Here is a 25,616-nt window from a genome sequence, read left to right on the forward strand (position 1 = left end):
ACATTTCCGGTTAAAGTCGATGCCACAACCGCAGAAGGAAGCAGCATGAGCGAGGCAGGCAACCATACCGATCCAGAACGACCGGCAGAGAAGTCGATTTTCGAACCGCTTCTCCGGGTCAAGGGCATTTTGATTGCCAGCATGGTTCTTGCCGTCTGCGTGCTGGCTCTTGATCTTCCGTTCTGGTTTCGCGCTGGTTTGTTGGCCGTTGTCGTGCTCGGCGCGGTCTGGCTCGCAAGCGAAGTTGCAAGCACAGAACCAGACGACGTGCCAGTAAAGAATATAGTGCCTAACGAAATGGCGGACGTGTCCGGCGAGCGTCTGGCCGATCTCCTGACCGACCCGATGGTCGTCTTCGATCATAGCGGCACCGTGTTGTTCACCAATTCTGCGGCCATCGAAGCATTCCAGTCATTGGAAACCGGCACAGCCCTCTATCTGCGGTTTCGTGCGCCGGAAATGCACGCGCTCATTCAAGGCGTGATCGCAGACGGCGAAGCGCGAAGCATTGAATATTTTGAGCGCGTCCCGATTGATCGCTGGTTCAAGGCAATGGTCAAGGCTTTGCCGGGCAAGGATGGAAGACCTGAGCTTTTTGTTCTGCTGTTTCGCGACCAAAGCGAGACGCGTCGCATTGATCGTATGCGTTCGGACTTCATCGCAAATGCGAGCCACGAACTGCGTACGCCGCTGGCCTCGCTACGCGGGTTCATCGAGACGTTGCAAGGTCCCGCTCGAAACGACACGGCTGCTCGCGACCGCTTTCTGGATATCATGCAGAAGCAGGCCGAACGCATGTCGCGCCTGATCGACGATCTTTTGTCCTTGTCGCGTCTCGAAATGCGGGCGCATCTGACGGTCAATGAATGTGTCGATATGACGTCCATTCTTAATCATGTTGCCGATACGCTGACGCCGTTGGCGGCTGGTCTGGATATCAGTATCGAGCGTCAATTGCCGGGTCATTCCGTGAATGTTACAGGCGCACGTGACGAACTCATTCAAGTGTTCCAGAATCTTGTTGAAAATGCTTGCAAATATGGACAGGCGGGCAAACGTGTCATCGTAAAGCTCGATGAAGACGATAGTGGCAGTTCACCGGAAGTCGTTGCATCCGTTCAGGATTTTGGCCCGGGTATTGCCGCTGAACATTTGCCACGTCTGACGGAACGTTTCTACCGGATCGACGTGGAGACAAGCCGGGCTCAAAAGGGGACGGGCCTTGGGCTTGCGATCGTCAAACATATCCTCGCGCGCCATCGCGGTCGGCTGGTTGTTCGCTCGCAATTGGGCGAAGGATCGACCTTTACGGTGCGGCTGCCAAAGCGAGCGGCGTAAGCTTTATCGAAATTTGCGTAGCAACCGCCATTTCAGTGGACGCAGTTTTTTATAGAACGGCGTCGCGCGCATTCTTTCCAGCGCATGGGCGAGGATAAGAGATATGCGTCCGCGGAGTGTGACCGGGCGAATATAGTCGCGCAGGCGCGTTGTCTGGTCGCAGATCTCGGTTTTCCAAGGCTCGTCGCCGTAGCCAAGATCGAAACAGGTGTAATCCTGCGCCTTCAGTTCTGATAACAGGCGCAACATCAGTACTTTTCCCGGCGAGAACCTGCCCCAGTCACCGTTTTCGAACGTTGTAATCATCGCACAATAGTGGCCCTTACGGACGATGCTCCACATTGTGGCCAATATTGTTTCACCAACTTTCAGCGCCGAAAGATGCAAGGCATCACGCTGGGCAAGCTCCTCCGTGGCCTCTTCAAAAAAACGACGCTTTTCGGGATGGGCATCGAAACCAGGAACCATGGTTTCTTCAAAACGTCGCTGTTTCTGGCGCAACATGACGTCCAGAACCAATCGTCTTTCATCTCCGGTCTGCGCAATAAAAAACTGGTATCCTTCCATCCGCCGAAGCGCTCGATCATGTTTCTTTAAATTGCCGATACTTCGTATGGAGCGTTCTATCTCGTCCAGGGGACGTGTCAGGGAGATGGCATGTGCGGATGCGCCTGAAGGCAGGTTTGTCACCAGCCATAGATGATTTGCAGAGCCTTCAATGCGCTCCGGCATTTTGCAAAGTGCAATGACATCATGCGAGGGGATTGCTGCGATAACAGCGTTGAGGATAAGTGCTGCCGTTTCGTGTGAAAGCTTCGCTACTGCTGGAAACACGATGGGCGCGTTATAATCACTCACGCCGTCATCGATGAATGAAAGCACCCTGGAACCGTAGATACGTGTAACAGAAAGCGGCAGAAAGAGAAATGGAGTACCATCGGACTGGCGAACCTCAGTCAGGCATAGCTGCACTCCGGGTTTCTGCCCGTAGCTTGCTTCCCAAGCTTTCAGGAATGATTTGGACTGAAAGACAAAGAATGCGGCGCCGGTTCTGTCATCGGCATCCGGCCAGTCAGCGGATAGCTGTTCCGTACTGCTAAAAACTCTAATGTCAAAATTATTGGTCAGCATAAAAGTCTTTCAGAACCCCCCAGTTTGGGGAGTTTCAATTATGTAAGTGCACCGAATCTCATTTTATAGTTGAAGTGTTTAGTAGATTTGAAACCTAAGAAAACTATGAAATGCTAGCTTGACTAGTGGATTGAATTTGACGTTTGAACCCCGACTGAATGAGGTGCTGTTTCAAACGTCAAATTCGAAAAATCCACTAGATACATGAAGACCACTAACTTCTGCCAATTGATCGCTTCGCATGTGCTTTCTCGCAAATAGGGCAACGATGTCTGTTTCGGTTATCATCAAGACTTTGAACGAGGAAAAGCGTATCGCCGAGGCTGTGGAGAGCGCCTTGAAGGCTTTGCCTGGCGGAAAGGTGGAAGTTATCGTAGCGGATAGCGGGTCTAAAGATCGCACGATAGAAATCGCGCGATCCTATCCGATCAAGGTCGTGCAGATCGAGCCTCCCGCGCAAGCCAGTTGCGGTCTCGGCCCGCAACTGGGCTTTCAGTATTCAACACAGCCCTATATCTGCCTGATCGATGGCGACATGATACTTGAGCCAGATTTTCTGCCGACAGCGCTCGATTATCTCGACAAGCACCCGGATGTCGGCGGCGTGACCGGTCATGTCGTGGACCAGATTCTGGAAAGCCTGGAGTTCCAGCGTCGTGCGAAGCGGCATTCGCCGGAAGCGCGAACAGGTGATATCGACCGCATGAATGGCGGCGGACTTTACAGGCGTAGCGCGATTGAGCAGGCGGGATATTTTTCAGACCGCAATCTTCATGGCCATGAAGAGTTTGATGCGGGCGTCCGCCTACGCAGCAATGGCTGGAAGCTCTATCGCCTGGATCGGCCTTTTGTGCAGCATTTTGGCTATACGATGAACGCCTACAAGCTTCTGGTTCGCCGCTGGAAAAGCAAATATCTGCGCGGAACCGGTGAGGTGTTGCGCGCTGCAATAGGGCAACCGCATCAGAAAAATCTGTTCCGCGAACTGCCGGAACTACGGCTTTGGGGCGCAGTCTATCTTTGGTGGCTGGCAATCATAGCAGCTCTTGTTTTTCTGCCAGGATGGCCGCTGGCAATCCTGACAGCCGCGGTAATTGCCGTGGTTCCATTTGTGGCAATGTCGGCCCGGTCGCGCAGTGTAGAGCTTGGTGTCTATGCGGTGGTGGCATGGATATTCCATGCCGCAGCCCTACCGCTCGGTTTTTTCCAGCCGCGCCGCAAGCCTACAGACTGGATTGAAAGCAAGGTTATAAGAGAGCCTTGATGAGAACCCTGCGACTGGCCATATCCGTTTCACTTCTGGCCCTCGCAATGTCCGGTGCTGTTGCCGAGGAATGGCTTCCGGTCAAAGAAAACAATCTCGAAATTTCCTCAGGAAGCCCACTCGATTTTTCGGGATTTCTGACAAACATCCCGATTGAAGAGAAAAATCGTTTAGTCGCAAATGCCGACGGGCGCTTCGCACAGGCAGACACGCCTGACAAGGCGATGCGACTGCAATGCGCGGCGATTGCCTGGGGGCCTCCATCATCCGGCGTGGTTGATCATGCCTTCATTGATCGATATGTGCGACAGCTTCGCCTGCATGGCTACAATATAGCTCGTTTCCATTTCGTTGATGCCGATTTGATGCTTGAACAGGCAGGCGATTTCGATTTCCGACCTGAGGCTCTCGACCGGATGCGCTACCTTATGGCGGCGCTCAAACGCGAAGGCATTTACTGGATCATTGACGGGCTTACCTCCGAAAGTGGCGCTTTGGGCGGAAAGGACATTGATCGCTGGGGTCCGGAAGGCAATCTGAAGCGCCGAACCTATGTGGACGATGCAGCATTCGACCACTGGTTGCGCTTCCAGAAAGAGGTCTACGCCACAGTTAATCCCTATACAGGCCTTGCACCTTTACAGGATCCCGCGCTCGCACTGGTCATTCCGTTCAACGAAAATGGCATCGAGTTTACAAGCTTTGTGCACGAGCACGACGACGGTACAACATTTTGGCCGGGCTTTCGTCCCGCGTTCAATGCATTTCTGAAAAAGCATTATGCGGATAGTGCCACCTTGTCCCGAGCCTGGGGCGGGTTGGCACCCGATGAAAATCTGGAACAACAGACCGTCCAACTGCCCGTAAGCCGTAGTGGTGGAGGGAGACGGCTGCGGGATTTTCAGGCCTTCGTCGTTGAGAGCGAACGTTCGCTGACGCAACGGATGGAGCAGGCGCTACGTGATCTTGGCTATCGCGGTCTCGTCGCCTCCTATAACAACTTGTTCACCGTCCAAACCGCTCTTTCAAGACAAAACCAGAAAGCTGTGGTCGCCAACACCTATCAAGACTGGATCGGAACCCTCAACCCCGGAACGGAAATCAGGCATACGAGTTCGATTGGCGACACTGCTTCCTATGTCAGTGAAATCGCTGTCGGGCGCTGGCTCGGTCGACCGTTTCTTGTGACCGAATACGAGCATCTGTTCTGGAACCGTTATCGATATGAGGCGGGTCTGGTGTTTCCGGCCTATGCCGCATTGCAGGGTTGGGACGGCATCTGCCGTCATGGGCAGGGACCGTTAACGCTTGCGTTTGATGAGGCCGCCCCATTCCGTCAGCGTATCGTTCCCTACACTTTTGCCGTCGATCCTGTAGCGCGTGCAGGCGAAACGCTGGCATCACTTCTGTTTCGTCGCGGCGACGTAGAAACTGCAGATTTCAATCTACCGTTCATGATGCAAGGCGAGGCGAGCCTTGGTGAATCGCTTGAGTTTCGAGAACCGGCCCGGCTCAAGCCGTTAGCACTTGTTGGCGGGGTTGGTCTTGCTACGAAAGAACTGGCTTGGCCGCTAGGCTTGCAAAAAAAAGTCGCGGTCGATTATCGAAATGTATCACTCGATAACGTGTTGCAACGTCTGAAAGCGGCAGGACTTCTTGCAGATGACAACATAACCAACCCTTCGCAGGGCTTGTTTGAAAGTATTACGGGTCAAATCCGGCTCGACCGCAACAAGCTGCGGATGCAGGTCGTTACGCCGAAGACCGAGGCCGTTGCTTTTGCCGAACTGAAAGATCACCTGACCTTGAGTGAGCTGTCCCTCGGCAATGCCGAGGAGCGGGGGCTGTTCGCTGTTTCGGCAATGGACGAGAAACCGCTGAAGGATAGCGAAAAGCTGCTGATAATTTTCGCGAGCGACGCTCGCAATAGCGATATGCGTTTCCGCGACAAGGCAGAGAAAATCATAGAGGATTGGGGGCGACTGCCGGTCACTTTGCTACGCAATCGAGTGGACGTAAATCTGGCACAAGACACGGTTTCGTGGACAATTTCACCAGTCGGTCTTGATGGGAAGATTCATGAAAAGATTGCTGCCGGGTCTGGCCCCATTGCTTTCCGGCTGGATAATGGAGCTGGCAAAGCGGGGCCGACGACGTTCTTCCTTCTTGAACGGAAGCTTGCAGCTCAATAGAAGTCCGTGGACAGTCTGCTCCAGCTTTCGCCGGCAAGTCCGCCAATAAAGATATCATTACGCTGAACGGCGTTCAGCATATCAGCGTTTGCTGTGGCCACACAGACATTGGCTTTCAAGCGAAAGAACATGATTGATTGCTGTGAAAGTGCGTTGAGAAAACGCGGGTCAACTCTGCCTTGTGCTGCGATATGCCCCTCATCCTGCAGGTGGAGCAGCATCGCATCGACGGCATGTTTTTCCATTCCGGCTTTTGCGAGGATGTTCAGAACGTCGGCAACGCCATTGGAGCGGACGTAATAACAAAAAAAGCCGCTTGGACTGCCGGTGCGGTCGTTGATCGCACAGAACCGCAAGGTACCGGCAGCCTGATTGTCTGACGCCATTAGGAACAGCCAGTTGATGTCGCTTTCTGTCCAATCCGGATGGGCCGAATAGTTTTGCAGGTAAATGGGGGCGAGAGATATGGCTTCGTCTTGCGCAATTTCCTTCACATTCGCCCGGGGCTTGGCGGCTCTTGTGATCGCCGGAATGGGAAAAAGCGGGTTAAGCATTCTGCCCACTGTGCTGGTAGCCCATCCGCCGAGGATCGGACGCCGTTCGGCAACGTAACTGGCCACATAGCTGGCAGCTTGGAACACGCGTGTCCATCCAAGTCCATGTGTGCTGAGTGTGATCCCCCCAATCGCTTCGGAATGTTTGAGGCTCACCGGCGCCGCACTGTCGGTGAAGTTGAGTATCTTTTCACTTGGACGCAAAGTGAGTGTCAGTTCGGCGGCACCACGCGGCGACATTTCCGGCTTCATCATGAAAGCGCAAAGCAATCGCCCCATGATCGATTGGCCATTGACTCTATATGGAATGGGCAGGACCGAGATCGCGCTATCGATCTCACCGTGCTCGTCCTCATGGACAACGCTGCCGATCGCAGGGTCGTAATAGGGGTTTTCAAAAAAGAACTTCTGAAAATACTGATCGAAAGTCTTGTCGCATGACTTTGAGTGTGGACGAAAAACTCGCTGGAACAGCGTGCGGACCGCAGGAATATCATCAATATACATCGCGCGAACACGTCGCGACTTGATATCGCTTGCTGGTGTAGAAATATGCGTCATCTAAGCCCCCGCTTGCTTGAAACCGCCTTTTTTCTCTTCTGCGTCACGACTCCGGCGAACGAGGTAGATAACGCATCCCCATGATGCCAACACGATACTGATTTCAATTACGTAAATGGCTGCGAAAGTTCCTGTAATAGGTGCGTACCAGGTGGCCAGTGCCAGAAGCGGTGCGCCTAGAATATTGCCTGTGTTCAGGACCGCCGTGCGATAGCTGTGTTGGCTCGCAGCCCCCAGAAGATCGACCGCTATCGACCACAGTGCAACAAACACGGTAATCCAGCAAAGCGTTCGGCAGAAGGAAACCAGCGTGTCATATTCACTGCCGAACAGATAGGGCAGGTATGGCGCAATGATAAAGACGGCGAGCGAGGTGAATATGCCTATGGCGAATGCAGCACCAAGCAGACGCATTGTGATCGGTAGAGCATGATGGATGCCGTTTGCGCTGGCACGAGCCAGATGCGGGTAGACGAGACGGTTCATCGCCTCGACGGTCAATGTGCTGCTGTCGATGATGCGGCGCGTAACACCGTAGCTGCCGACAACGCTTGGCGGCATCAATGTCCCGAGCAGCAGAAGGTCGGCATTCTGGCGCACTGCCTTGAAGATGAATTGCGATGCGAACATCACGCCAAGCCGCAGTTCGTCGCGCACGATTGTATATTGTGGCCCACCGAGCCTACGCAGAAACAAGGCATAAACCACGGCAACCAGTACATGGACACCGAACTGCCAATAGGCCCATCCCACAACAGTGGAGACACCGAATACAAGGCACGCGATAGCAGCGGCAATGGTGCGCGCAATAGCAAACCCGACCACGGAAAGATTGGCGGATATGAAGTCGGTATGTGCGATGTAAATCTGCTCGACCAGCAGGATTAGGCGCACCAGTACAATATTCGTGACAAGCAGCAGGAACAGCCCAACCAGATTTCCCGAAAATTCAGGAGTGCTGCTCAGCCAGAACGGCAAAATCAGCAGTCCAGCGGCGACGAGGATGACGCCGGTTATTGCGATCAAAATGAGATTGTGGCCGAGCATTGCCGGATAAATCGCCCGATCCTGCGCCACACGACGGACGAGACATTCCGCTCCGCCAAGGCCGCAGATGAATGTGGCGATGCTGGTTACCGCCATGACAGTCACGAACAGACCAAACTCGTGAGAGCCGAGATAGCGCGCCAGAATAGCGAATGTAAAAAGCTGCGCGATGTTTGCCGCAAAGAGGCTGCCGCTAGAAGCGGCGTAGGACAGTAATGTCGACCAATGGCGTTTCAAGTTTCCATACCGAATTTTCGGGCTGCTCGGGCCCAGCGTGCTTCTGGGAGGATGAAAGACGCTTGGAATTTCAAGAGAATGTTATGGCAGAGAACCGGATTATTTTCCGTAAAGTTCCGGTGGTGAGGCACATGCTTCATTTTCTCTTAATCCCGAATAACATGGGGTGCCAAGCATGTTGCGTGAAATTTATCAGAAACTGCATGAGTAAATGACCATCATTTGCATTTTAGTGACACTCTTGCAGATGATTGCCTTTCATTAACCGAATTTTTTAATCTTTAAGTCTAAGGAAAACAGTAGCGCCATGTTTGCGCTATTGAGTGAACTTTAGGGGCGACTAATGTACACCTTGCGCGACCTCGCTTCGAAGGCACGGGTAACGGAGACCGCCAGTGAAAATCTGGTTCCCGTCGATGACCGGCTGCGTGCGGTTCGCAGCGAAACGCATATCGTCTACGAAGAAGAAAAGATCACTGAGGCAAGCGCCACCGCAAACAAGGGGCTGATGCTGCCTGAACTTGATCTGTTCGAGGCGCTTGCCTGGATGCGCGCGCGTTGGATTTTGATCGCAGCGCTGGCGATAATCGGCGGTTTGGCGGGAATTGCTTACGGCATGACGGCAAAGCCACGCTATACAGCCTATACCGATTTGCTGGTTCCACCATCCGGGCTTCAATTGCTGCCCAACGATGTCTATGCCCAGAGCCTTCAGGCCGACAGCCAGATTCTCGACATTGAAAGCAAGATGCGCATCCTGACCTCCGGCAACGTCCTGCGACGGGTTGTGACGGATTTGAAGCTGAATGAGGATGAGGAGTTTGTTCCCCCGCCGCCGGCTTTTGATCTTCGGGCCATGTTGGGACTCAGCAAACCGGCGGGGCCGAAAGACGATACGCTGACTGCGGTTCGTGCATTGTCGCAGCGGATTACGGTTGCGCGTCCTGAACGGTCCTATCTGGTTACGATTGCGGTCTGGACCGATAATCCCGAGAAATCGGTAAAAGTTGCAGATTCTCTGGCCAATGCCTTTCAGGAAGAAATTGCACAGGCGGATGCCGACGGTGCAGGACGCGCTGCTTCGGCTCTGTCCGAACGTTTGGCCTCGCTGCAGAAGGCAGCAACTGAAGCTGAGGAAAAGGTTGCGGCGTTCCGCAGGGCACATGGTCTGCAGACCGCAGGTGGCGAACTCGTCAGCACCCAGTCGATGACGCAGATCAACTCCAAACTGGTCGATGCCAAGGCGCGGCTTGCCGAGGCGAGCACGCGTTATGAAGAACTGACGAGGGACACCGGCAGTGCCGTCAGTCCGGCAAGTACTTTACAGTCGTCCACGATGACGAATTTGCGCGGGCAATATGCATCGCTGAAGCAGCGCTACGATGCTCTGGCCATGACCTACGGGCCGCGTTATCCGGAACTGATAAATACGGAACGCCAGCTTGCCGGTCTGGAACAGCAGATGGCGCAGGAGCGGGCACGTATCCTGCAATCGGCCAAGGTTGATCTCGATCAGGCAAATGCTGTCGTTGCGGCTCTGAATGCGCAGGCAGCTTCTGCACGTTCCGCTGTCGCACTCGACAATGATGCGCAAGTTCAGCTTTCGGACCTTGAACGTGACATGGCAGCCAAAGTAGCGATCTACAACACATTCCTGACCCGTTCTTCGGAGACCAGTCAGCGCCAGCAGCTCGATGCCACCAACATTCGGATCATTTCGACGGCCATTCCTCCGATTGGTCGCAGCTGGCCACCCAAGACCGTGGTGTTGGGGGCTGCGGGCGGCATTGCCGGAATGGGGCTGGGTGTCGTTCTCGCACTCGGTTTGGGCTATCTTGGCGCATGGCGCAGAAATCGCGAAAATCTAGCCTGACTTGACCGCACTTATCGGTTCATTAGAGCGCCGATTTGATTGAATCAGATCGGCGCTCTAACTGTTTGTTTTGACGCGCATCCCGAAAACCGTTTCACACTTTTCGGGATGCGCTCCAATGTGAGGAGATATAGTCGCCAGCCGTCGGGCGTGCGATTTTTCTGTATCTTCTCATTCATCTGGATAAGCGCAAGTTTCTATCCAGATATTGACGTTGTCATCGGCGCGATTCATCGGAGTACTGATGCCTTAGAGCCCATATTGGCCGGTACGGGGCATAGTTATTGCGCGCACCGAAACGTCGCGGCCTTCAATCCGCATAATTCTTTTTTGAATATGATGATCAATGCTGGTGTTATCGGTTTAATTCTGACACTTATCTGGGTAACGGCCTTTCCGCATCGATATATTAAGGAAGCGGAAAGCACAGATGACGACCCTATATTAACGCTCCTTCATATTCGCCTTTGGCTTTACGGATTATACATGTCTTGTATGAAAAATACGTTCTTCCAGAATGGTGGGGCATTGTGGTTTTGTATAATGATTGCTGTCTTCGGAACGCGCTTGCAGGCAAAGGCAAGGCTTGACTGAAACGGCTTTTGGGGGAGCTGGGGCACTGGTGGAAATGGATAGTCTCGAGAGGGCGCGTAGTCGTCTGGAATGGTATGCCATTCGGCTGAACGATAGTATCAGTCGTCGGTTTCCGCTGCGCCCGTTCTGCCTGCCGAAGAACGAGCGGATCATCACTTTCACATTCGATGATGTGCCTGATACGGCGGAAAGCGCCGGGGCTGCTATTCTCGACAAGTATGGGGTCCACGGCACTTTCTATATTGCCGGGAACATGGTTGGCACGAAAGAAGCCAAAAGGAACCTGATCACGCAGGAGGGGTGCAGGAAGCTGGTCGAGCGTGGGCACGAATTGGGGTGCCATACCTATAACCATCTCAAGGTTCCTTACTTCGGCGCTCAGGAAATAGTGTCCGACCTTGATCGCAACACTGCCTATCTCGATGCATTCGAGCCAGATCGTGCGGAACCGCGCAATTTCGCCTATCCATATTGTGCATCTTCCATGATGTCGCGTCGGCTTTTTGCTGATCGTTTCGCAACATGTCGCGGCGGTGGCAATCGCATCAATCGCGGCATGATCGACCTTGCCTTTTTGCAGGCCGTTGAAATCAGGCAGCCGGATGACAATGCTGCACGCCAGACCCGCTGGATTGATGATCTGAACGCCAATCCCGGCTGGCTCGTTTTCTACACCCACGATGTTAGCGATACGCCGACCGAATTCGGGTGCAAGCCTGAGACATTTGAACGCCTCGTATCTCACGCGGTGAGAAGTGGAGCGACTGTTCTTTCTGTTCGCGAGGCCGTGGCGCGCCTTGGCGCGCAACGAGGTGCTGCTTGACGCATGTAAATGATAAAGAACATCGCCTGCTGGCGATCAACAACTACTTTTATCGGCGCGGTGGCGCCGAAACTGTTTTTCTCGACCATATAAAACTGTTTTCTGAGATCGGCTGGCAAACAGCCCCTTTCGCGATGCAGCATCCGGATAATTTTGCATCCGACTGGTCTTCCTATTTCGTTTCGGAAATTGAGTATGGCCGGGAAAGCAGCCCGCTCACCAAAGTCGTGCAGGCGGGCAAGATCATCTATTCATGGGAAGCGCGTGACCGAATTAAAGCGTTGATCGAACGCTTTCGTCCGAATGTGGCGCACGCACACAATATCTATCATCATTTGTCGCCGTCGATTTTTCCGGTACTGAAGCAAGCTGGTGTGCCGACGGTTATGACGGCGCATGATCTGAAACTGGCATGTCCGGCCTATAAGATGTTGTCACACAACCAGATCTGTGAACGTTGCAAGGGCGGGCGCATCTACAATGTGGCGCTTCACAAATGCATCAAGGATTCAACCGCTCTTAGTGGACTGGTTTTGGTTGAAACCGCAATCCATCGCATGCTCGGCCTTTACCGCAATACACTTGACCGCATCGTCGTGCCAAGCCGCTTTTATATAGCAAAGCTAGCCGAATGGGGCTGGCCGGAAGAGAAGCTTGTCTACATTCCCAATTTCGCCCATACCGACGATCTGAAACCCTATTCGGATGAGGGTGATTATTTCGCCTATGTCGGAAGACTGGCACCCGAAAAGGGGATCGGTACCCTCATTCGTGCAGCGGCCATTGCGGGTCAGAAACTCGTCATTGCAGGCACTGGCCCTGAAGAGCAATCATTGAAGGCACTTGCAATTGAGACGGGAGGCGACGTTACCTTCGCAGGCTATGTCTCGGGCGAGCGGTTGCATCGGCTCATCGGCGAAGCGAAGGCGCTCGTTTTGCCGTCTGAATGGTATGAAAATGCACCGATCAGCATTCTGGAAGCCTATGCACTTGGGGTGCCGGTGATCGGCGCGGACATTGGTGGAATTCCGGAAATGATTATCGAAGGCGAGACTGGAATGGTTTCGCGTGCAGGTGATATCGATGATCTCGCCCGCGTTCTTGGCGATTTCGCGGGATTATCTCCGCAGTCCCGGCGCAAGATGGGAAATGTAGGGCGGGTCTGGGCCGGCAACGAATTCTCTCCGCAGGCATACAGAAACCGGACATTGGAACTTTACGCCGAGTTGGGGGCGCTTTGATGGTCCGAAACGACAAACGACCTTGCGTCATGATGCTCGGCCTGCGCGGAGTCCCAAACGTACAGGGCGGGGTGGAAAAGCATGTCGAGGAGCTGGCTCGGCTCTACGTGACGAAGGGATGGGACGTCGAGGTCATCGGGCGCCGTCCTTATCTGGAAAAGAAACAGCCTTATGTCTGGGAAGGGGTGCAAGTCACACCGATCTGGGCTCCGACTTCCATGAAATTCGAGGCGATTGTCCATACGGTATTGGGCGTGTTGCGGGCGGGTTTCAAACGTCCAGACGTTCTGCATATTCATGCAATCGGCCCGGCTCTCGCCGTTCCACTGGCGCGTCTGCTGGGGTTGCGTACGGTCGTGACGCATCACGGTTTTGACTATAATCGTCAGAAGTGGGGGCGTCTGGCGCGTACGATGCTGAAGCTTGGCGAATGGTGCGGAATGCGCTTTGCAAATGCGCGTATCGCAGTGTCCAACGACATCGCGCAAACCATGCAACAGCATTACAATGTACCGATCACTTTCATCCCGAATGGCGTCACACTTCGTCCTGCCTGCCGCGACAAGGCGTGGCTGGAGAAGCATGGCCTGTCCCCCGAGCGGTATATCGCTCTCGTAGCGCGAATTGTTCCGGAAAAACGCCAGCTCGATCTCATCGAAGCTTTCGAAAAGCTGTCCGATCCTTCTTTGAAACTGGCTCTTATCGGGTCGGCGGAATACACGGCCGAATATGCCGGAACGGTTCGCGCAAGAGCTGAAGCTGTGCCGGGTGTCGTTCTGACAGGCGCGCTTCAGGGGGAGGAACTGTCAGCCTTGTTCAGTCAGGCCTCACTGTTCGTCCTGCCATCCAGCCATGAAGGCATGCCGATCGCGCTTCTGGAGGCGATGGGGTATGGCTTGAATGTGCTCGCAAGCGATATTACCGCCAATGTTGAAGTGGGGCTTGCGAAGGAGAGTTATTTTCCGCTTGGCGATGTCGATGCATTGAAGGATGCGCTGCGGCAGAAGATCGATCAGCCGCTGACTAGCGAGCAGTCGCAGAAAATGATTGACTGGATTGCGCGGGATTATAGCTGGAGCGGGATCGCCGACCGTACGCTGGACATTTACACATCCATTTTGAAATGAGTGCTGCCTATTAGAGCGCGTTTCGATCTGATTGAATCAGATCGACGCTCTAACTGTCTGTCTTAACGCGCATCATATCCGAAAACCGTTTTATACTTTTCGGGATGCGCTCCAACACAAATGGCCCCGGAGTTTTGCACTCCGGGGCCATTTGTCTCAAATCTTATGCGCGTATCAACGAGCCCGGCGGCGTTCCGCAGTCGGCTGGAAGGCCATGCGCGAATGATACTTGCAATATGGGCTGGATTCACCCGATTCATGTCCGCAGAAATGGAAATCTTCGTTCAGCGGATCGCCGATCGGCCATTTGCAGGTGCGCTCGCTCAGTTGCAGCAGCGAAAGACGACGCGAAATCGGCACCACCACATCAGAAGCGGGCTTCACCACGGTTTCCGCAACGACGTCTACGGCGTAATCCATCTGAAGGGCAGTGGCGCCAACCGTCTTGGTGACCGTAGCCGTGCGCATCGTCGTCGTATGCACGCCGGTTGAATGTTGTGCTGCAGGACGTGGCGCTGCGGCAACCGTATTGACCTTCTTGCTGCGCGGAGCAGCGGTCGTGGTCTTGCCACGGCCAGAAAGCTTCAAACGGTGCACTTTGCCGATCACTGCATTACGGCTCACGCCGCCAAGCTGCGCTGCGATCTGGCTTGCGCTCAAGCCTTCGCTCCACAGTTTCTTCAGTAGTTCGACGCGTTCGTCTGTCCAGTTCATCGCCCTGGGCTCCAATCATTTTCGTTATCCGGAATCCATCAGTGTTCTCGGATTACTCCAAGCGCAAACACCATATCTATCCGGGTGACTAGGTCCGCCGCACGAAATGTAGCTTTAATCTCTAAAAAGAAACTACAATATCCAACGACTCCATGACAAGGGATAGCCTTGTCAGGCAGATTCCATTTTTATGGTTTTCCCCAACTTGGGTGTCAAAGACGGTTTTTCTTTGGTCCGCGCCGAAATTTTGCTCGCAATTGCTTCAGAACTGAAACCCCGGATTGTTTCAGGATGGAACATCGCGAACTTGCAGAGCGGACCTGCCGTCTGGCAGCCTCAGCCGAGGAGAGGCCTTTCTCTATAGAGTGTGGACGCGCGCGTAAAGTCACCTTCGGCGGGCGATTGTTACAAGAACGCGAAAATGCATGAACTCATGCTGAAAGATGGCCTTCAAACCGTGTTTGCTTTGATTGACATTTTTTCTATGAACGCCAATATACGCGCGAGATAAATATGCCGCCCTGGGGGCGGTTTTTTATTTCTGCCGGATGCTCAGGCGAGACGCATGAGTTATCTGGGCCATTCCTCTCATGTCTCACTATACTTTTTGGCAGTTGGGGATGGGGTATCGGCGCTTTTTGAAGGGTGGGAACCGTTTCGGGCGCTTGAGGACTGTTTATGGGAAACACAGCTTTGCCGGTGCTGCCGGGTAAGCTGCAAAAAGGGCTTTGGAGGCCTGACGCTATGACCGACGCTACGACCGTGCAACCGCTTTACGACACCTATAATCGTGCGGCTCTGCGCTTCGAGCGAGGTGAGGGCATCTGGCTTATTACCGAAGACGGCGACCGCTATCTCGATTTTGCGGCTGGTATTGCTGTGAATTCGCTTGGTCATTCGCATCCACATCTGGTGGAAACGCTGAAGAGCCAGGCGGAAAAACTGTGGCATCTTTCGAATGTGTATGAAATTCCGGCGCAGGAAAAGCTCGGACGGCGTCTTGTCGAGAGCACTTTCGCTGACAAGGTGTTCTTCACCAACTCCGGTGCTGAAGCCCTTGAATGCGCGATCAAGACCGCACGGCGCTATCAATATGTAAGTGGCCATCCGGAACGTTTCCGCGTCGTGACCTTTGAAGGCGCGTTCCATGGCCGCACGCTGGCCACAATTGCTGCTGGCGGTCAGGCCAAGTATCTTGAGGGTTTCGGTCCGAAGGTCGATGGTTTCGATCAGGTTCCGTTCGGCGATGAAGCGGCGTTGCGTGCCGCTATCACCGATGAGACAGCAGCGATCCTGCTTGAGCCCGTGCAGGGTGAGGGTGGTCTGCGTGGTTTCCCTGAAGAATTCATGCGTATGCTGCGCCAGCTCTGCGACGAAAAAGGGCTTCTGCTGATCTTGGACGAAGTGCAGACCGGCGTTGGCCGCACGGGCAAGCTTTTTGCGCATGAATGGGCCGGTATCAAGCCTGACATCATGGCTGTGGCCAAGGGCATTGGCGGCGGTTTCCCTATGGGTGCCTGCCTTGCGACCGCAGAAGCTGCCAAGGGCATGACGGCAGGCGTGCACGGTACGACCTATGGCGGCAATCCGCTGGCCATGGCCGTCGGCAATGCCGTGCTTGATGTTGTTCTGGCTGACGGCTTTCTCGAAAATGTCCAGGCAACCGCTTTGGTCATGAAGCAGGGGCTTGCTTCCATTGTTGATCGCTACCCGAGCGTCGTTTCGGAAATCCGCGGTCGCGGCCTGCTGATCGGTATCAAATGCGTGGTGCCGAATACCAGCCTCATTCAGGCTCTTCGTGACGAGCATTTCCTCAGCGTGGGCGCTGGCGACAATGTTGTTCGTCTGCTTCCGCCACTGGTTACGACACCCGAAGAAGCGCGCGAAGCGCTGAAGCGCATCGAAGCGGCGGTCGAACGGCTCGCAACTGCAAATCCGATCAGCAAGACGGCGTGATATTATGGCTAACGATAACGGGATCAAACACTTTATCGACCTCTCTGCCGTTCCTGCGTCGGAGCTTCGCGCAATCATGGAAGACGCCAAGGCACGCAAGGCACGCCTGAAGGCGGGTGAAATCGAACGACCTTTCGCAGGCAAGGTGCTTGCGATGATTTTCGAAAAGCCATCCACGCGCACACGTGTGTCGTTCGATGTGGGCATGCGTCAGCTCGGCGGCGAGACGATCATGCTGACCGGTTCGGAAATGCAGCTCGGACGCAGCGAAACCATCGCCGACACGGCAAAGGTCCTGTCGCGCTATGTCGATGCGATCATGATCCGCACTACTTCGCATGAACGCATGCTGGAACTTGCCGAATATGCGACCGTTCCGGTTATCAATGCGCTGACAGACGATACGCACCCTTGTCAAATCATGGCTGACGTTCTTACATATGAGGAACATCGCGGCCCGATCAAAGGCAAGACCTTTGCCTGGATGGGGGATGGCAACAACGTCCTCCACTCGCTGGTCGAAGCTGCGGCGCGTTTTGATTTCAACGTCAATATCGCAACGCCGGAAGGCAGCGAACCCAAGTCGCAATATGTCGATTGGGCGAAAGCCAACGGCGCGAGCATCATGTCTACCATCGATCCGGAAAAGGCGGCCAACGGTGTGGATTGCATCGTGACCGATACGTGGGTTTCAATGGGGCAGGAAGATCATGCTCGTGGCCACAACGTTTTCATGCCCTATCAGGTCAATGCGCGACTGATGGCACAAGCTGACCCAAAGGCGCTTTTCATGCACTGCCTGCCTGCCCATCGCGGCGAGGAAGTGACGGATGAAGTGATCGATGGACCGCAATCGGTCGTATTCGATGAAGCGGAAAACAGGCTCCATGCCCAGAAAGCCATTCTGGCCTGGTGCCTGCAAAGCCGCGATCTGGGAGCATAATTTGGCTGACAAGACCAGCAACGAGCATACAGAAGTCGAAAACATCCAGGTCAATCTGGGCGATTTCGACTTCGCAGGTGATGACGCCGTGGTGCCCTTTCAGGTGGAAGGTCTCGACGTGCGTGGTCGCGCGGTTCAGCTTGGCGCGAGCATCGACGGCATACTGAAACGCCACAACTATCCAGAAGAAGTCGCCCGTCTGCTGGCGGAAGCAACGGTTCTGACCGTTTTGCTGGGCACATCACTCAAATTCGAGGGCAAGTTCATCTTCCAGACGCAGTCCGATGGTCCCGTCGATATGCTGGTGGTTGATTTCCGCACCCCGCGTTCAGTCCGCGCCTATGCACGTTTCGATGCGGAGCGCTTGCAGGAAGCGATTGCCGCTCACAAGACGAAGCCGGAGGAATTGCTCGGGCGGGGCACACTTGCCTTTACCGTGGATCAGGGTGCTTACACCCAGCGTTATCAGGGCATTGTTGCGCTTGATGGTTCGACACTGGAAGAAATCGCCACGACTTATTTCCGTCAGTCGGAACAGATACCGACCGACCTGAAATTGAGTGTTGCCAAGCTTGTCGAGCGTGGCACCGATGGAAAGCCTGTCGAGCAGTGGCGTGCCGGCGGACTGATTATTCAGTTCTTGCCGGAATCCGAGTTGCGCGCGCGCATTCCCGATCTGCCGGGTGGCGATGAGGATGAAGCCGAAATCGCCTTTCATCCGGAAGACGACGCATGGGACGAAGCCCGCTCGCTGGTCGGCACGATTGAAAGTTCGGAATTGACGGACCCGCAAGTCGGCTCGGAGCGGTTGCTATACCGCCTGTTCCATGAGCGTGGCGTGCGCGTATTCGACTCTGTGCCTGTGCTGGACGAGTGCTCATGCTCGCGTGAAAAGATTTCCGGTGTGCTGTCAGGTTTTACAGCCGAGGAAATTGCGGAAAGCGCAGACAGTGGCAAGATTTCCGTGACTTGTGAATTCTGCTCGAAACTCTATGAGTTCGATCCGGCGGAGTTCGAGAAGTAACGGGCGGATGAATTTTTTGATTAGGAATTTATCCCCATTGTAGGGCGGGCTGTTAATCTTCACAGGTCAACTGTGGAGATATGATATGCCTGACATTTGGTTACCAGTTACCCAGCAGAATCTCGAGATTGCAGCTGGCAGTCCACTCGATTTTTCGACGGTTCTATCGAATCCGGCGATTACCGAAGAGCGACGGCTCATCGTTAATCCGGACGGTCACATCGCATTGCGAAGCGATCCGTCCGTTCCATATCGGCTGTTGTGTGGCACCATCGGCAGCATTCCCGACAATGCGACGGCTGATAAGATGGCCGTCCAGTTGCGCCGTCATGGATATAACAGTGTCCGGTTTCATTTTCTCGATATTGCTTTGATGGACGGACAACTTCAGGATTTCGGATACCGACAGGATATTCTTGATCGGTTCCGCTACTTCATGGCCGTATTGAAGCAGAATGGTATCTACTGGATCGTGGATGGCCTCACATCCAATGCTGGAGCGTTGGGCAGCATAACGGACCGCTGGGGAATTGAAGGCAGGCTGAAGCTGAAGACGCATGTTGAAAATGCGTCTTTTGGCCACTGGTTGCGCTTTCAGGTCGATATATTCGGCACGGTTAATCCTTACACTGGGCTTGTGCCTTTTGAGGACCCGGCAATGGCGGTCGTTGTGCCATTCAACGAAAATGGCTTGTCGTTCAACTCGTGGATTTATGCGGATGGTGATCTACAGGCTTTGACCGAATTGCTGATGCCTTTCAACCAATGGCTTCGCGAACGCTACAGTACAACGGCTGGTCTGGCTAATGCGTGGGGTGGCGAACTGGCACCGAACGAGAACCTGGAAAACAGCACCGTCGTCTTGCCTGCAAATCGCTATGCCAGCTCGGCTCGACTGCGAGATTTTGCCCGTTTCCTCGTGGATATCGAAACACGCACCATGGAGAAGATGGGCGACTGCATTCGGGCCATGGGCTTCAAGGGCGTCGTGGCGCCCTACAACAATTGGACAGGTATCCAGCCTGCCCTGACGCGTGGCAATCAGTCAGCCGTTGCTATGAACACCTATCACGACTGGATTGGCAATGTGTCGCCAGGTGGCCAGATACAGCAGGAGAGTTCACTCGCCAATGCGGTGGAATATTTCCGTCTTGCGGCCTCGGCGCGCGTTTTCGGCAAGCCATTCGTGGTGACGGAATACGATCATATGTTCTGGAACCGGTTTCGGTATGAGGCTGGCCTGGCGATGCCTTCCTACGCCGCTCTTCAAGGATGGGATGTGCTTTGCCGCCACAGTAATGGAGCGTTGATCCTTGGTTATGGAGGTAGCGACTTCAACGAACAATATATCCGTCCCTATAGAACTGCGCTTGATCCTGTTGCCCGTGCTGGCGAAACCCTGTCGGCATTGCTGTTCCGGCGCGGGGATGTTGCAAAGGCGGCTCATCAGGTCGTGGCGCAAATACAGGATGTCAGCAATCTGGTTGGATTGGACACACAGGAACCGGATGCCGTTACCATCATGTCTTTGATGACGGGTTTCGCACAAGGAGATGCTGCACTGGCACCTGGAGCAGTATCGGTCGGCTCACCCCGTCAGATAAATTCCGAAGCGGCTGCGATCACGTTCCTGCGTAACAACGGCGTGCTGGCGGCTGGAAATCCCAGCTCAGCGACTTCCGGTATTTATGCCAGCGATACTGGAGAGATCAGACTCGACATAGCTGCAAAGCAGATGAGAGTTGTTACGCCGCATACGGAGGCAGTAGCCTTTGCATCGGTTAACCAGCCTATTTCTCTCGGTCAGATGACTGTCTGGAGTGCTTCCGGCGCGAGCTTGTTCGCGGTCTCGTCGCTTGATGGACAAGCCGTGGCACAAAGCAGCAAACTTTTAATTGTCATGGCTACGAATGCCCGAAATACCGGCATGACTTTTTCCGATGCCGAACAGAAGATCGTCTCCAATTATGGGGCACTGCCTGTCGAAATCAAAGTCGAGTGGGTGCAATTCTCAATACCAACAGATCGCCCATGGAGAATTTCTCCTATCAATCTCGACGGGGTGGTACAGCCACAAGTCGTGTCGGGAGACGGGACTTCTCCAATAGGTGCACAGCTCTGGAACAATGTTTCCTCCTTGTCTGTATCACCCGGGCCGACGACATATTTTCTGCTTGAACGTCTGTAGGAGTTGAAAGCGAGCGCCGGTCTTGGCGCTTATTCCAATTCGCTATGCGCTTTAATCATGCGAGGTTTGGTTCCCGCTGATAGATCTGGCTTATTGCCGTTGCAGACTTTTTATGCATGGTGCAGGCATGCAGCCGCAAACCCATGACCGCTGTAAGCACGCTGAACCAGACTGGTCCACGCGCGACGAAGAACGGGGTCTCCAGATTGGCGTAGAACATTATGAACAACCAGATCTGAAGATACATGAGCGCCAGACTGGAGGAGTTACCTGATCTTTGTGCGCGGTGGAAATCGAGAAGTGGGCAGACCCCGATCCACCAGATCAGTGCAGCCAAGCCAATGAAACCGGTCGTAATGGTTATGTTGAGGTAGGCATTGTGTGCATGGCCTGCGCGGGCCGCCCATGTTTCAATGTCGTATCCACCATTCACCAGCCGCGAGGTGCCCCAGAAAGCATCGTAGCCATAACCTACCAGCGGATGGTCCATAAGTTGCCTGATGGCGAATTTCCATATCTCGGTACGGCCGGTGAAGGTGGGATCGGAGGCGAAGCTTTCGACGAGGCTTTTGGCTGAAGGAAAAAGAACAGTGCCCAACGTCAGATAGGCCGTGATCAGAAGAGGGACATAAACCATCAGCGCTTTCACGGCTAAGCTTCGCGTTCGCAAAAGGCAATATGCGAGGGTAAAGGCCAGTACAACCAGGCCGATCGAGGTCTTGTTGTTTGTTTTGTAAAGAAAAAAGAGCGCGAGTATGGTGATTAGTGTCCCGCTGAGCCGGGCTTTTGACCGCCAAAGATACATGCCGTAGCAGCTCAGTACCACCATTGCTGGTCCGGCGATGTTCTTATGGGCGAAATGTCCGCGCCACGAGCCAGCATTCGTCAACTCCAACACCTCCGCCAGATTGTGGATGGAAACGGCTGGCAAGAAGATCACGCCGAAATAGGACAGTCCCAATACGAACAGTGAAAGCGGGTTGATGAGCCGAATGAAATGGTTTTCGTCCTCCGGCAGAAGCAGCCAGGCTAAAGCGGTAATGACGACCGTGACACTGAAAATATAGCGACGAAACGAGAGATCAGGTTGGGTGGAAAGGATTACCGTTATGAACTGCCATCCCAGCAGCATAACAAGGTACGGAAACAGCACTTTACCGACCAGATTGCGGTTCTGCCAGAGAACCGCGAGGCTAAGCGCGGTGAGCAGCAGCGAAAGTACCTGTTGCATTACATTTCCCGCTTCCTGAGCGAGAAGAACATCGGGATTGCGCAGATCAATGAAAGGGGAGAGCGTGATCCAGTACAGACAAAAAATGCCAATGAACAGAATGTTTCTGTATGTTCTGCTCATATGCAATCCGTCGGGAAATAAGGTGAGAAACGCCTCAATTCAGTGTAGGTCGCAGGTCCGGCATGTCAAGCGAGAAGGCGGGAATATCGACCTCGAACAAGCTGCCGCCGTTGCCTTGCATCTGATAGCGCCCGACCATGACGCCTGACGTGGTGGTCAACGGGCAGCCCGATGAATATTGAAAAGAGTCGCCCGGTTCGAGAGTTGGCTGCTCGCCGACCACGCCAGGGCCGCGCACTTCCTCGACATACCCATTCGCATCGGTAATTTGCCAATAACGTGAGCGGAGCTGCACGGTTTCCGTGGAGTTGTTGGCAATCGTTATACGATAACCCCACACATAACGGTTTTCGTCGGGCTCGGACTGGTCTTCCAGATAGAAAGGTTCGACCGAAACTTCGATCCCTCGCGTTACCGCTCTATACATGTGCACCCGCCCTACATTCGCATCGGCCTCAGCATCCTGTAATCTGGCGAAGCCGGATCACAATGGTGCTCATTTATTCAACGGTTCGCCGGTTCTAGGGCGCCGTTTTTCACCCCACCTATCGCTAAAGTTGCGGGGGAGGTCAACAATTCGGAGCGGCAAATATGCGGCAATTGCCGAAATGTTCCGGCAATTGCATTGTTTGTGCTTCTGTTTGCAGCCTAAAAGCCACAGTATCGAGATATGGCAGCTCAGCGAGCGATCTTGAGGGCTGCTTCCACGTCTTCCACGAGATCATCGGTATCCTCAAGGCCTAGCGAGATTCGCAGGAGGCCGTCCGAAATGCCGAGTTCAGCTTTCGCCTCGTCGCTAAGGTTCTTGTGTGTCGTGGTTGCCGGGTGAGTAATAAGGCTTTTTGCGTCCCCCAGATTGTTGGAGATGCTGAAGACCTGCAATGCGTTCTGGAACTTGAACGCTGCCTCCTTGCCACCTTCCAACTCAAGAGCAATGAGGGTCGAACCGCCCGTCATCTGCTTGGCGATGATGTCGGCCTGCGGGTGATCGGCCCGTCCCGGATAGATCACGCGCTTCACGCCCGATTTGCCTGCGAGGAAGTCGGCAACCGCAGTAGCCGACAGCGTTTGCTGGCGTACACGCACTGCCAATGTTTCAAGGCCCTTCAGCATGATCCACGCATTGAACGGGCTAAGGCCCGGACCTGTATGACGGAAATAATCCTGCAAGGTGTTTTCAACCCATTCACGGTCGGAGAGAACTACGCCGCCAAGGCAGCGTCCCTGACCGTCAATGTGTTTTGTCGCAGAGTAAACAACGATATGCGCACCGAGCTCCAGTGGCTTCTGGAAAAGCGGTGTGGCGAAAACATTGTCAACGATCAGCTTGGCGCCCGCTTCATTGGCGACCTGCGCGACGGCAGCAATGTCGATGATTTCGAGCGTCGGATTGGATGGGCTTTCAAGGAACATGACCCTGGTGTTCGGGCGAACAGCCGCTTTCCAGTTTTCAATATCGGAGCCGTCGATGATCGAGATTTCGACGCCGTATTTAGGCAAGATCGTCTCAACGATGTAGCGACATGAGCCGAAAACGGCGCGAGCGGAAATCACGTGATCGCCGGCTTGCACTTGACACAGGATGGCGGCAGCAACCGCAGCCATGCCGGATGCGGTTGCACGGGCCTCTTCAGCACCTTCCAGCGCGCACATGCGCTTTTCGAACATGTCGGTGGTCGGGTTGGCATAACGCGAATAGATGAAACCCGGGTCCTCACCCTTGAAACGCGCTTCAGCGGCTTCGGCATTGGGATAAAGGAAGCCCTGCGTCAGAAACATCGCTTCGGACATTTCGGCAAATCCGGAACGCAGCGATCCAGCGTGCACGAGTTCGGTTGCAGGGCGAAACTTGCGGGTATTCTCAGTCGTCATTTTTCCAACCTGTCGAAAGCTGGTCGGCCGGGGCAGGGTAGTCGAGCCTCGGCGGCCAATAAAAAACCGGCCTTGCGAAAACGCAAAAGGCCGGTAACGAACCGCGGCCTTTTTTAGCGAATTCTTTAACGTGGCTGCAAGCCGGCCGGCCAAATCACCACGGAACAGTTTTTCATTATGCCTGTTGTGTAGAGCCGTCAATGCCGAAGCCGCCCCATTTTGGGAAAATCGCATCCCTCGCGCCGCATCAATGCTCGGATTCCTGCGGAAAACCCGGTTTCAAGCTGTTCCGAGGCTTGGCATTGACGTCGCCAGCGGTCAATGGTCTTTGTCAAGCAAGGCTTAGAGCATGTCTCCCGAAAGTGGGAACCAGTTTCGGAATAAAGGCATGCGTGAAAACAAGAGATTAAAGCATGTCGCTTGAATACGATATGCTTTAGGCTACGGAGTGTGGGGTTGATGATGCAGAAAGATGCTGGGATTCTGGCGGATGCGGATATTTCCGCGCTGTTCGAAAGCGGTTTGCTGGCGTCTCCACGCCCTCTTGATCCCGATCAGATACAACCGGCGAGTCTTGACCTCAGGCTCGGTGCGAAAGCTTATCGCGTTCGCGCCTCCTTCATGCCGGGACCGGGGACGCCGGTTATCGAAAAGCTGGAACGACTGAAGCTGCACGAGATAGACCTGACGGCAGGGGCTGTTCTGGAAACGGGCTGCGTCTATATTGTTCCGCTCCTCGAAGGACTGGCGTTGTCTCCAGACCTTTCCGCGTCGGCAAACCCGAAAAGTTCAACAGGCCGTCTGGATATATTCACCCGCGTCATCGTGGACGGAGCGCAGGAATTCGACAAGGTGCCTGCCGGATATAGTGGCCCGCTTTATCTGGAAGTCAGCCCACGCACATTCCCGATCGTCGTGCGCACGGGGTCTCGCCTGTCGCAGATACGTTTCCGTAAAGGGCGTGCCCAGCTTGATGAAGCTGAACTCGCCGCACTGCATAATGCCGAAACGCTGGTTGCTGCCGAGATGCCGAATATCTCCGGCGGCGGCATTGCTCTTTCGGTCGATCTTTCCGGCGGCCCTGACCGGCTGATCGGCTATCGCGGCAAGCACCACACGGCTGTGGTCGATGTGGACAAGCGCGCAGCGCACGACGTTCTCGATTTTTGGGAACCGATCTATGATCGCGGCGCGCGCGAGCTCGTACTTGATCCGGATGAATTCTATATCCTCGTTTCACGTGAGGCCGTGCATGTTCCACCGCTCTATGCAGCGGAAATGACACCATTCGATCCGCTGGTTGGCGAATTCCGTGTCCATTATGCAGGCTTCTTCGATCCGGGCTTCGGGCATAGTGCTGCAGGCGGAACCGGCAGCCGCGCCGTTCTTGAAGTCCGCAGCCATGAAGTTCCGTTCATTCTGGAGCATGGGCAGATCGTCGGGCGTTTGGTTTACGAGCATATGTTGCACCGCCCATCCGCGCTTTACGGTGTCGACCTCGGCTCCAACTATCAGGCGCAGCAGTTGAAGCTTTCCAAGCATTTTCGTTGACTATATCAGCCTCCTCCAAGCAGATATAATTA

The 25,616-nt window shown here is 54.3% G+C and carries 20 protein-coding genes and 1 riboswitch; of the genes, 13 read left to right on the forward strand and 7 right to left on the reverse strand.

Going from position 1 to position 25,616, the window contains the following annotated elements; translation table 11 throughout:
• The first annotated feature begins 45 nt into the window (after nucleotides 1-45).
• Complete coding sequence (locus tag F9K94_RS13065; protein ID WP_151646107.1) at nucleotides 46-1,338, forward strand: ATP-binding protein; 1,293 nt, start codon at nucleotides 46-48, stop codon at nucleotides 1,336-1,338.
• A 3-nt stretch (nucleotides 1,339-1,341) separates the two neighbouring features.
• Here F9K94_RS13065 and F9K94_RS13070 read toward each other — a convergent pair whose 3' ends face one another.
• The gene (locus F9K94_RS13070; RefSeq protein ID WP_151646109.1) at nucleotides 1,342-2,469 is read right to left on the reverse strand and encodes a GNAT family N-acetyltransferase; all 1,128 of its coding nucleotides are present in this window, start codon (nucleotides 2,467-2,469) and stop codon (nucleotides 1,342-1,344) included.
• A 268-nt stretch (nucleotides 2,470-2,737) separates the two neighbouring features.
• On the opposite strand from F9K94_RS13070, the gene F9K94_RS13075 reads away from it, so the two are divergent.
• Entirely contained in the window at nucleotides 2,738-3,733 is a 996-nt protein-coding gene (locus F9K94_RS13075) for a glycosyltransferase (protein ID WP_151646111.1), read from the forward strand.
• On the forward strand, nucleotides 3,733-5,925 hold the full coding sequence (locus tag F9K94_RS13080) for a glycoside hydrolase (RefSeq protein WP_151646113.1): 2,193 nt from the start codon (nucleotides 3,733-3,735) through the stop codon (nucleotides 5,923-5,925). Before F9K94_RS13075 ends, F9K94_RS13080 begins: the two co-directional genes overlap by 1 nt.
• On the opposite strand, the gene F9K94_RS13085 is transcribed toward F9K94_RS13080, so the two are convergent.
• Nucleotides 5,919-6,734 (reverse strand): hypothetical protein, encoded by an 816-nt coding sequence (locus F9K94_RS13085; RefSeq protein ID WP_235920615.1) that lies wholly within the window; start codon nucleotides 6,732-6,734, stop codon nucleotides 5,919-5,921. The genes F9K94_RS13080 and F9K94_RS13085 overlap by 7 nt on opposite strands.
• A 306-nt stretch (nucleotides 6,735-7,040) precedes the next feature.
• Entirely contained in the window at nucleotides 7,041-8,324 is a 1,284-nt protein-coding gene (locus F9K94_RS13090) for a lipopolysaccharide biosynthesis protein (RefSeq protein ID WP_061344981.1), read from the reverse strand.
• A 343-nt stretch (nucleotides 8,325-8,667) separates the two neighbouring features.
• Here F9K94_RS13090 and F9K94_RS13095 point away from each other — a divergent pair, with 343 nt between their 5' ends.
• Genes F9K94_RS13095 through F9K94_RS13115 form a run of 5 tightly spaced genes read left to right on the forward strand, consistent with a single transcriptional unit; the run spans nucleotide 8,668 to nucleotide 13,982 of the window.
• Nucleotides 8,668-10,197: a GumC family protein gene (locus F9K94_RS13095; RefSeq protein ID WP_061344982.1), complete on the forward strand. Its 1,530-nt coding sequence runs from the start codon at nucleotides 8,668-8,670 to the stop codon at nucleotides 10,195-10,197.
• Between the two features lie 39 nt (nucleotides 10,198-10,236).
• Nucleotides 10,237-10,791 carry a hypothetical protein gene (locus tag F9K94_RS24675; protein WP_235813455.1) on the forward strand — a complete coding sequence of 185 codons (555 nt, stop codon included), beginning with the start codon at nucleotides 10,237-10,239 and terminating at the stop codon, nucleotides 10,789-10,791.
• Between the two features lie 34 nt (nucleotides 10,792-10,825).
• The gene (locus F9K94_RS13105; protein ID WP_235813456.1) at nucleotides 10,826-11,614 is read left to right on the forward strand and encodes a polysaccharide deacetylase family protein; all 789 of its coding nucleotides are present in this window, start codon (nucleotides 10,826-10,828) and stop codon (nucleotides 11,612-11,614) included.
• Nucleotides 11,611-12,855 (forward strand): glycosyltransferase family 4 protein, encoded by a 1,245-nt coding sequence (locus F9K94_RS13110; RefSeq protein ID WP_061344984.1) that lies wholly within the window; start codon nucleotides 11,611-11,613, stop codon nucleotides 12,853-12,855. The genes F9K94_RS13105 and F9K94_RS13110 overlap by 4 nt, the downstream gene beginning before the upstream one ends.
• Nucleotides 12,855-13,982: a glycosyltransferase family 4 protein gene (locus tag F9K94_RS13115; RefSeq protein ID WP_061344985.1), complete on the forward strand. Its 1,128-nt coding sequence runs from the start codon at nucleotides 12,855-12,857 to the stop codon at nucleotides 13,980-13,982. Before F9K94_RS13110 ends, F9K94_RS13115 begins: the two co-directional genes overlap by 1 nt.
• A 174-nt stretch (nucleotides 13,983-14,156) precedes the next feature.
• Here F9K94_RS13115 and F9K94_RS13120 read toward each other — a convergent pair whose 3' ends face one another.
• Nucleotides 14,157-14,696, reverse strand: a complete 540-nt coding sequence (locus F9K94_RS13120) for a GcrA family cell cycle regulator (RefSeq protein ID WP_061344986.1) — start codon at nucleotides 14,694-14,696, stop codon at nucleotides 14,157-14,159.
• A gap of 744 nt (nucleotides 14,697-15,440) precedes the next feature.
• Here F9K94_RS13120 and F9K94_RS13125 point away from each other — a divergent pair.
• From F9K94_RS13125 to F9K94_RS13140, 4 genes are all read left to right on the forward strand, one after another.
• On the forward strand, nucleotides 15,441-16,652 hold the full coding sequence (locus tag F9K94_RS13125; protein WP_151646117.1) for an aspartate aminotransferase family protein: 1,212 nt from the start codon (nucleotides 15,441-15,443) through the stop codon (nucleotides 16,650-16,652).
• A 4-nt stretch (nucleotides 16,653-16,656) separates the two neighbouring features.
• Complete coding sequence (gene argF, locus F9K94_RS13130; protein WP_061344988.1) at nucleotides 16,657-17,595, forward strand: ornithine carbamoyltransferase; 939 nt, start codon at nucleotides 16,657-16,659, stop codon at nucleotides 17,593-17,595.
• Nucleotide 17,596: 1 nt separating this feature from the next.
• Nucleotides 17,597-18,619 (forward strand): Hsp33 family molecular chaperone, encoded by a 1,023-nt coding sequence (locus F9K94_RS13135; RefSeq protein ID WP_151646119.1) that lies wholly within the window; start codon nucleotides 17,597-17,599, stop codon nucleotides 18,617-18,619.
• 85 nt (nucleotides 18,620-18,704) lie between these two features.
• Nucleotides 18,705-20,807, forward strand: a complete 2,103-nt coding sequence (locus F9K94_RS13140) for a glycoside hydrolase (protein WP_151646121.1) — start codon at nucleotides 18,705-18,707, stop codon at nucleotides 20,805-20,807.
• A gap of 55 nt (nucleotides 20,808-20,862) precedes the next feature.
• Here the strand turns inward: F9K94_RS13140 and F9K94_RS13145 are convergent, their stop codons facing one another.
• The 3 genes from F9K94_RS13145 to F9K94_RS13155 form a co-directional block, all read right to left on the reverse strand.
• Complete coding sequence (locus tag F9K94_RS13145; protein WP_151646123.1) at nucleotides 20,863-22,161, reverse strand: O-antigen ligase family protein; 1,299 nt, start codon at nucleotides 22,159-22,161, stop codon at nucleotides 20,863-20,865.
• A gap of 34 nt (nucleotides 22,162-22,195) precedes the next feature.
• A complete protein-coding gene (gene apaG / locus F9K94_RS13150; RefSeq protein WP_061344992.1) occupies nucleotides 22,196-22,588 on the reverse strand; it encodes a Co2+/Mg2+ efflux protein ApaG in 393 nt (130 codons plus the stop codon).
• 251 nt (nucleotides 22,589-22,839) lie between these two features.
• Nucleotides 22,840-24,033 carry an O-succinylhomoserine sulfhydrylase gene (locus F9K94_RS13155; RefSeq protein WP_151646125.1) on the reverse strand — a complete coding sequence of 398 codons (1,194 nt, stop codon included), beginning with the start codon at nucleotides 24,031-24,033 and terminating at the stop codon, nucleotides 22,840-22,842.
• A gap of 91 nt (nucleotides 24,034-24,124) precedes the next feature.
• A riboswitch (SAM riboswitch) is annotated at nucleotides 24,125-24,204 on the reverse strand.
• A gap of 288 nt (nucleotides 24,205-24,492) precedes the next feature.
• Here F9K94_RS13155 and F9K94_RS13160 point away from each other — a divergent pair.
• Nucleotides 24,493-25,584, forward strand: coding sequence for a 2'-deoxycytidine 5'-triphosphate deaminase (locus tag F9K94_RS13160; RefSeq protein WP_061344994.1), 1,092 nt, complete (start codon nucleotides 24,493-24,495; stop codon nucleotides 25,582-25,584).
• Nucleotides 25,585-25,616 lie beyond the last annotated feature (32 nt).

Origin of the sequence: Brucella tritici, assembly GCF_008932285.1 — a bacterium.
Taxonomy (GTDB): Bacteria; Pseudomonadota; Alphaproteobacteria; order Rhizobiales; family Rhizobiaceae; genus Brucella; species Brucella tritici.

Coding starts and splice junctions, on each gene's coding strand:
- F9K94_RS13065 (WP_151646107.1), top strand. CDS start 46: ATGAGCGAGGCAGGCAACCATACCGATCCAGAACGACCGGCAGAGAAG.
- F9K94_RS13070 (WP_151646109.1), bottom strand. CDS start 2,469: ATGCTGACCAATAATTTTGACATTAGAGTTTTTAGCAGTACGGAACAG.
- F9K94_RS13075 (WP_151646111.1), top strand. CDS start 2,738: ATGTCTGTTTCGGTTATCATCAAGACTTTGAACGAGGAAAAGCGTATC.
- F9K94_RS13080 (WP_151646113.1), top strand. CDS start 3,733: ATGAGAACCCTGCGACTGGCCATATCCGTTTCACTTCTGGCCCTCGCA.
- F9K94_RS13085 (WP_235920615.1), bottom strand. CDS start 6,734: ATGATGAAGCCGGAAATGTCGCCGCGTGGTGCCGCCGAACTGACACTC.
- F9K94_RS13095 (WP_061344982.1), top strand. CDS start 8,668: ATGTACACCTTGCGCGACCTCGCTTCGAAGGCACGGGTAACGGAGACC.
- F9K94_RS13105 (WP_235813456.1), top strand. CDS start 10,826: ATGGATAGTCTCGAGAGGGCGCGTAGTCGTCTGGAATGGTATGCCATT.
- F9K94_RS13115 (WP_061344985.1), top strand. CDS start 12,855: ATGGTCCGAAACGACAAACGACCTTGCGTCATGATGCTCGGCCTGCGC.
- F9K94_RS13120 (WP_061344986.1), bottom strand. CDS start 14,696: ATGAACTGGACAGACGAACGCGTCGAACTACTGAAGAAACTGTGGAGC.
- F9K94_RS13125 (WP_151646117.1), top strand. CDS start 15,441: ATGACCGACGCTACGACCGTGCAACCGCTTTACGACACCTATAATCGT.
- argF (WP_061344988.1), top strand. CDS start 16,657: ATGGCTAACGATAACGGGATCAAACACTTTATCGACCTCTCTGCCGTT.
- F9K94_RS13140 (WP_151646121.1), top strand. CDS start 18,705: ATGCCTGACATTTGGTTACCAGTTACCCAGCAGAATCTCGAGATTGCA.
- F9K94_RS13145 (WP_151646123.1), bottom strand. CDS start 22,161: ATGAGCAGAACATACAGAAACATTCTGTTCATTGGCATTTTTTGTCTG.
- apaG (WP_061344992.1), bottom strand. CDS start 22,588: ATGTATAGAGCGGTAACGCGAGGGATCGAAGTTTCGGTCGAACCTTTC.
- F9K94_RS13155 (WP_151646125.1), bottom strand. CDS start 24,033: ATGACGACTGAGAATACCCGCAAGTTTCGCCCTGCAACCGAACTCGTG.
- F9K94_RS13160 (WP_061344994.1), top strand. CDS start 24,493: ATGATGCAGAAAGATGCTGGGATTCTGGCGGATGCGGATATTTCCGCG.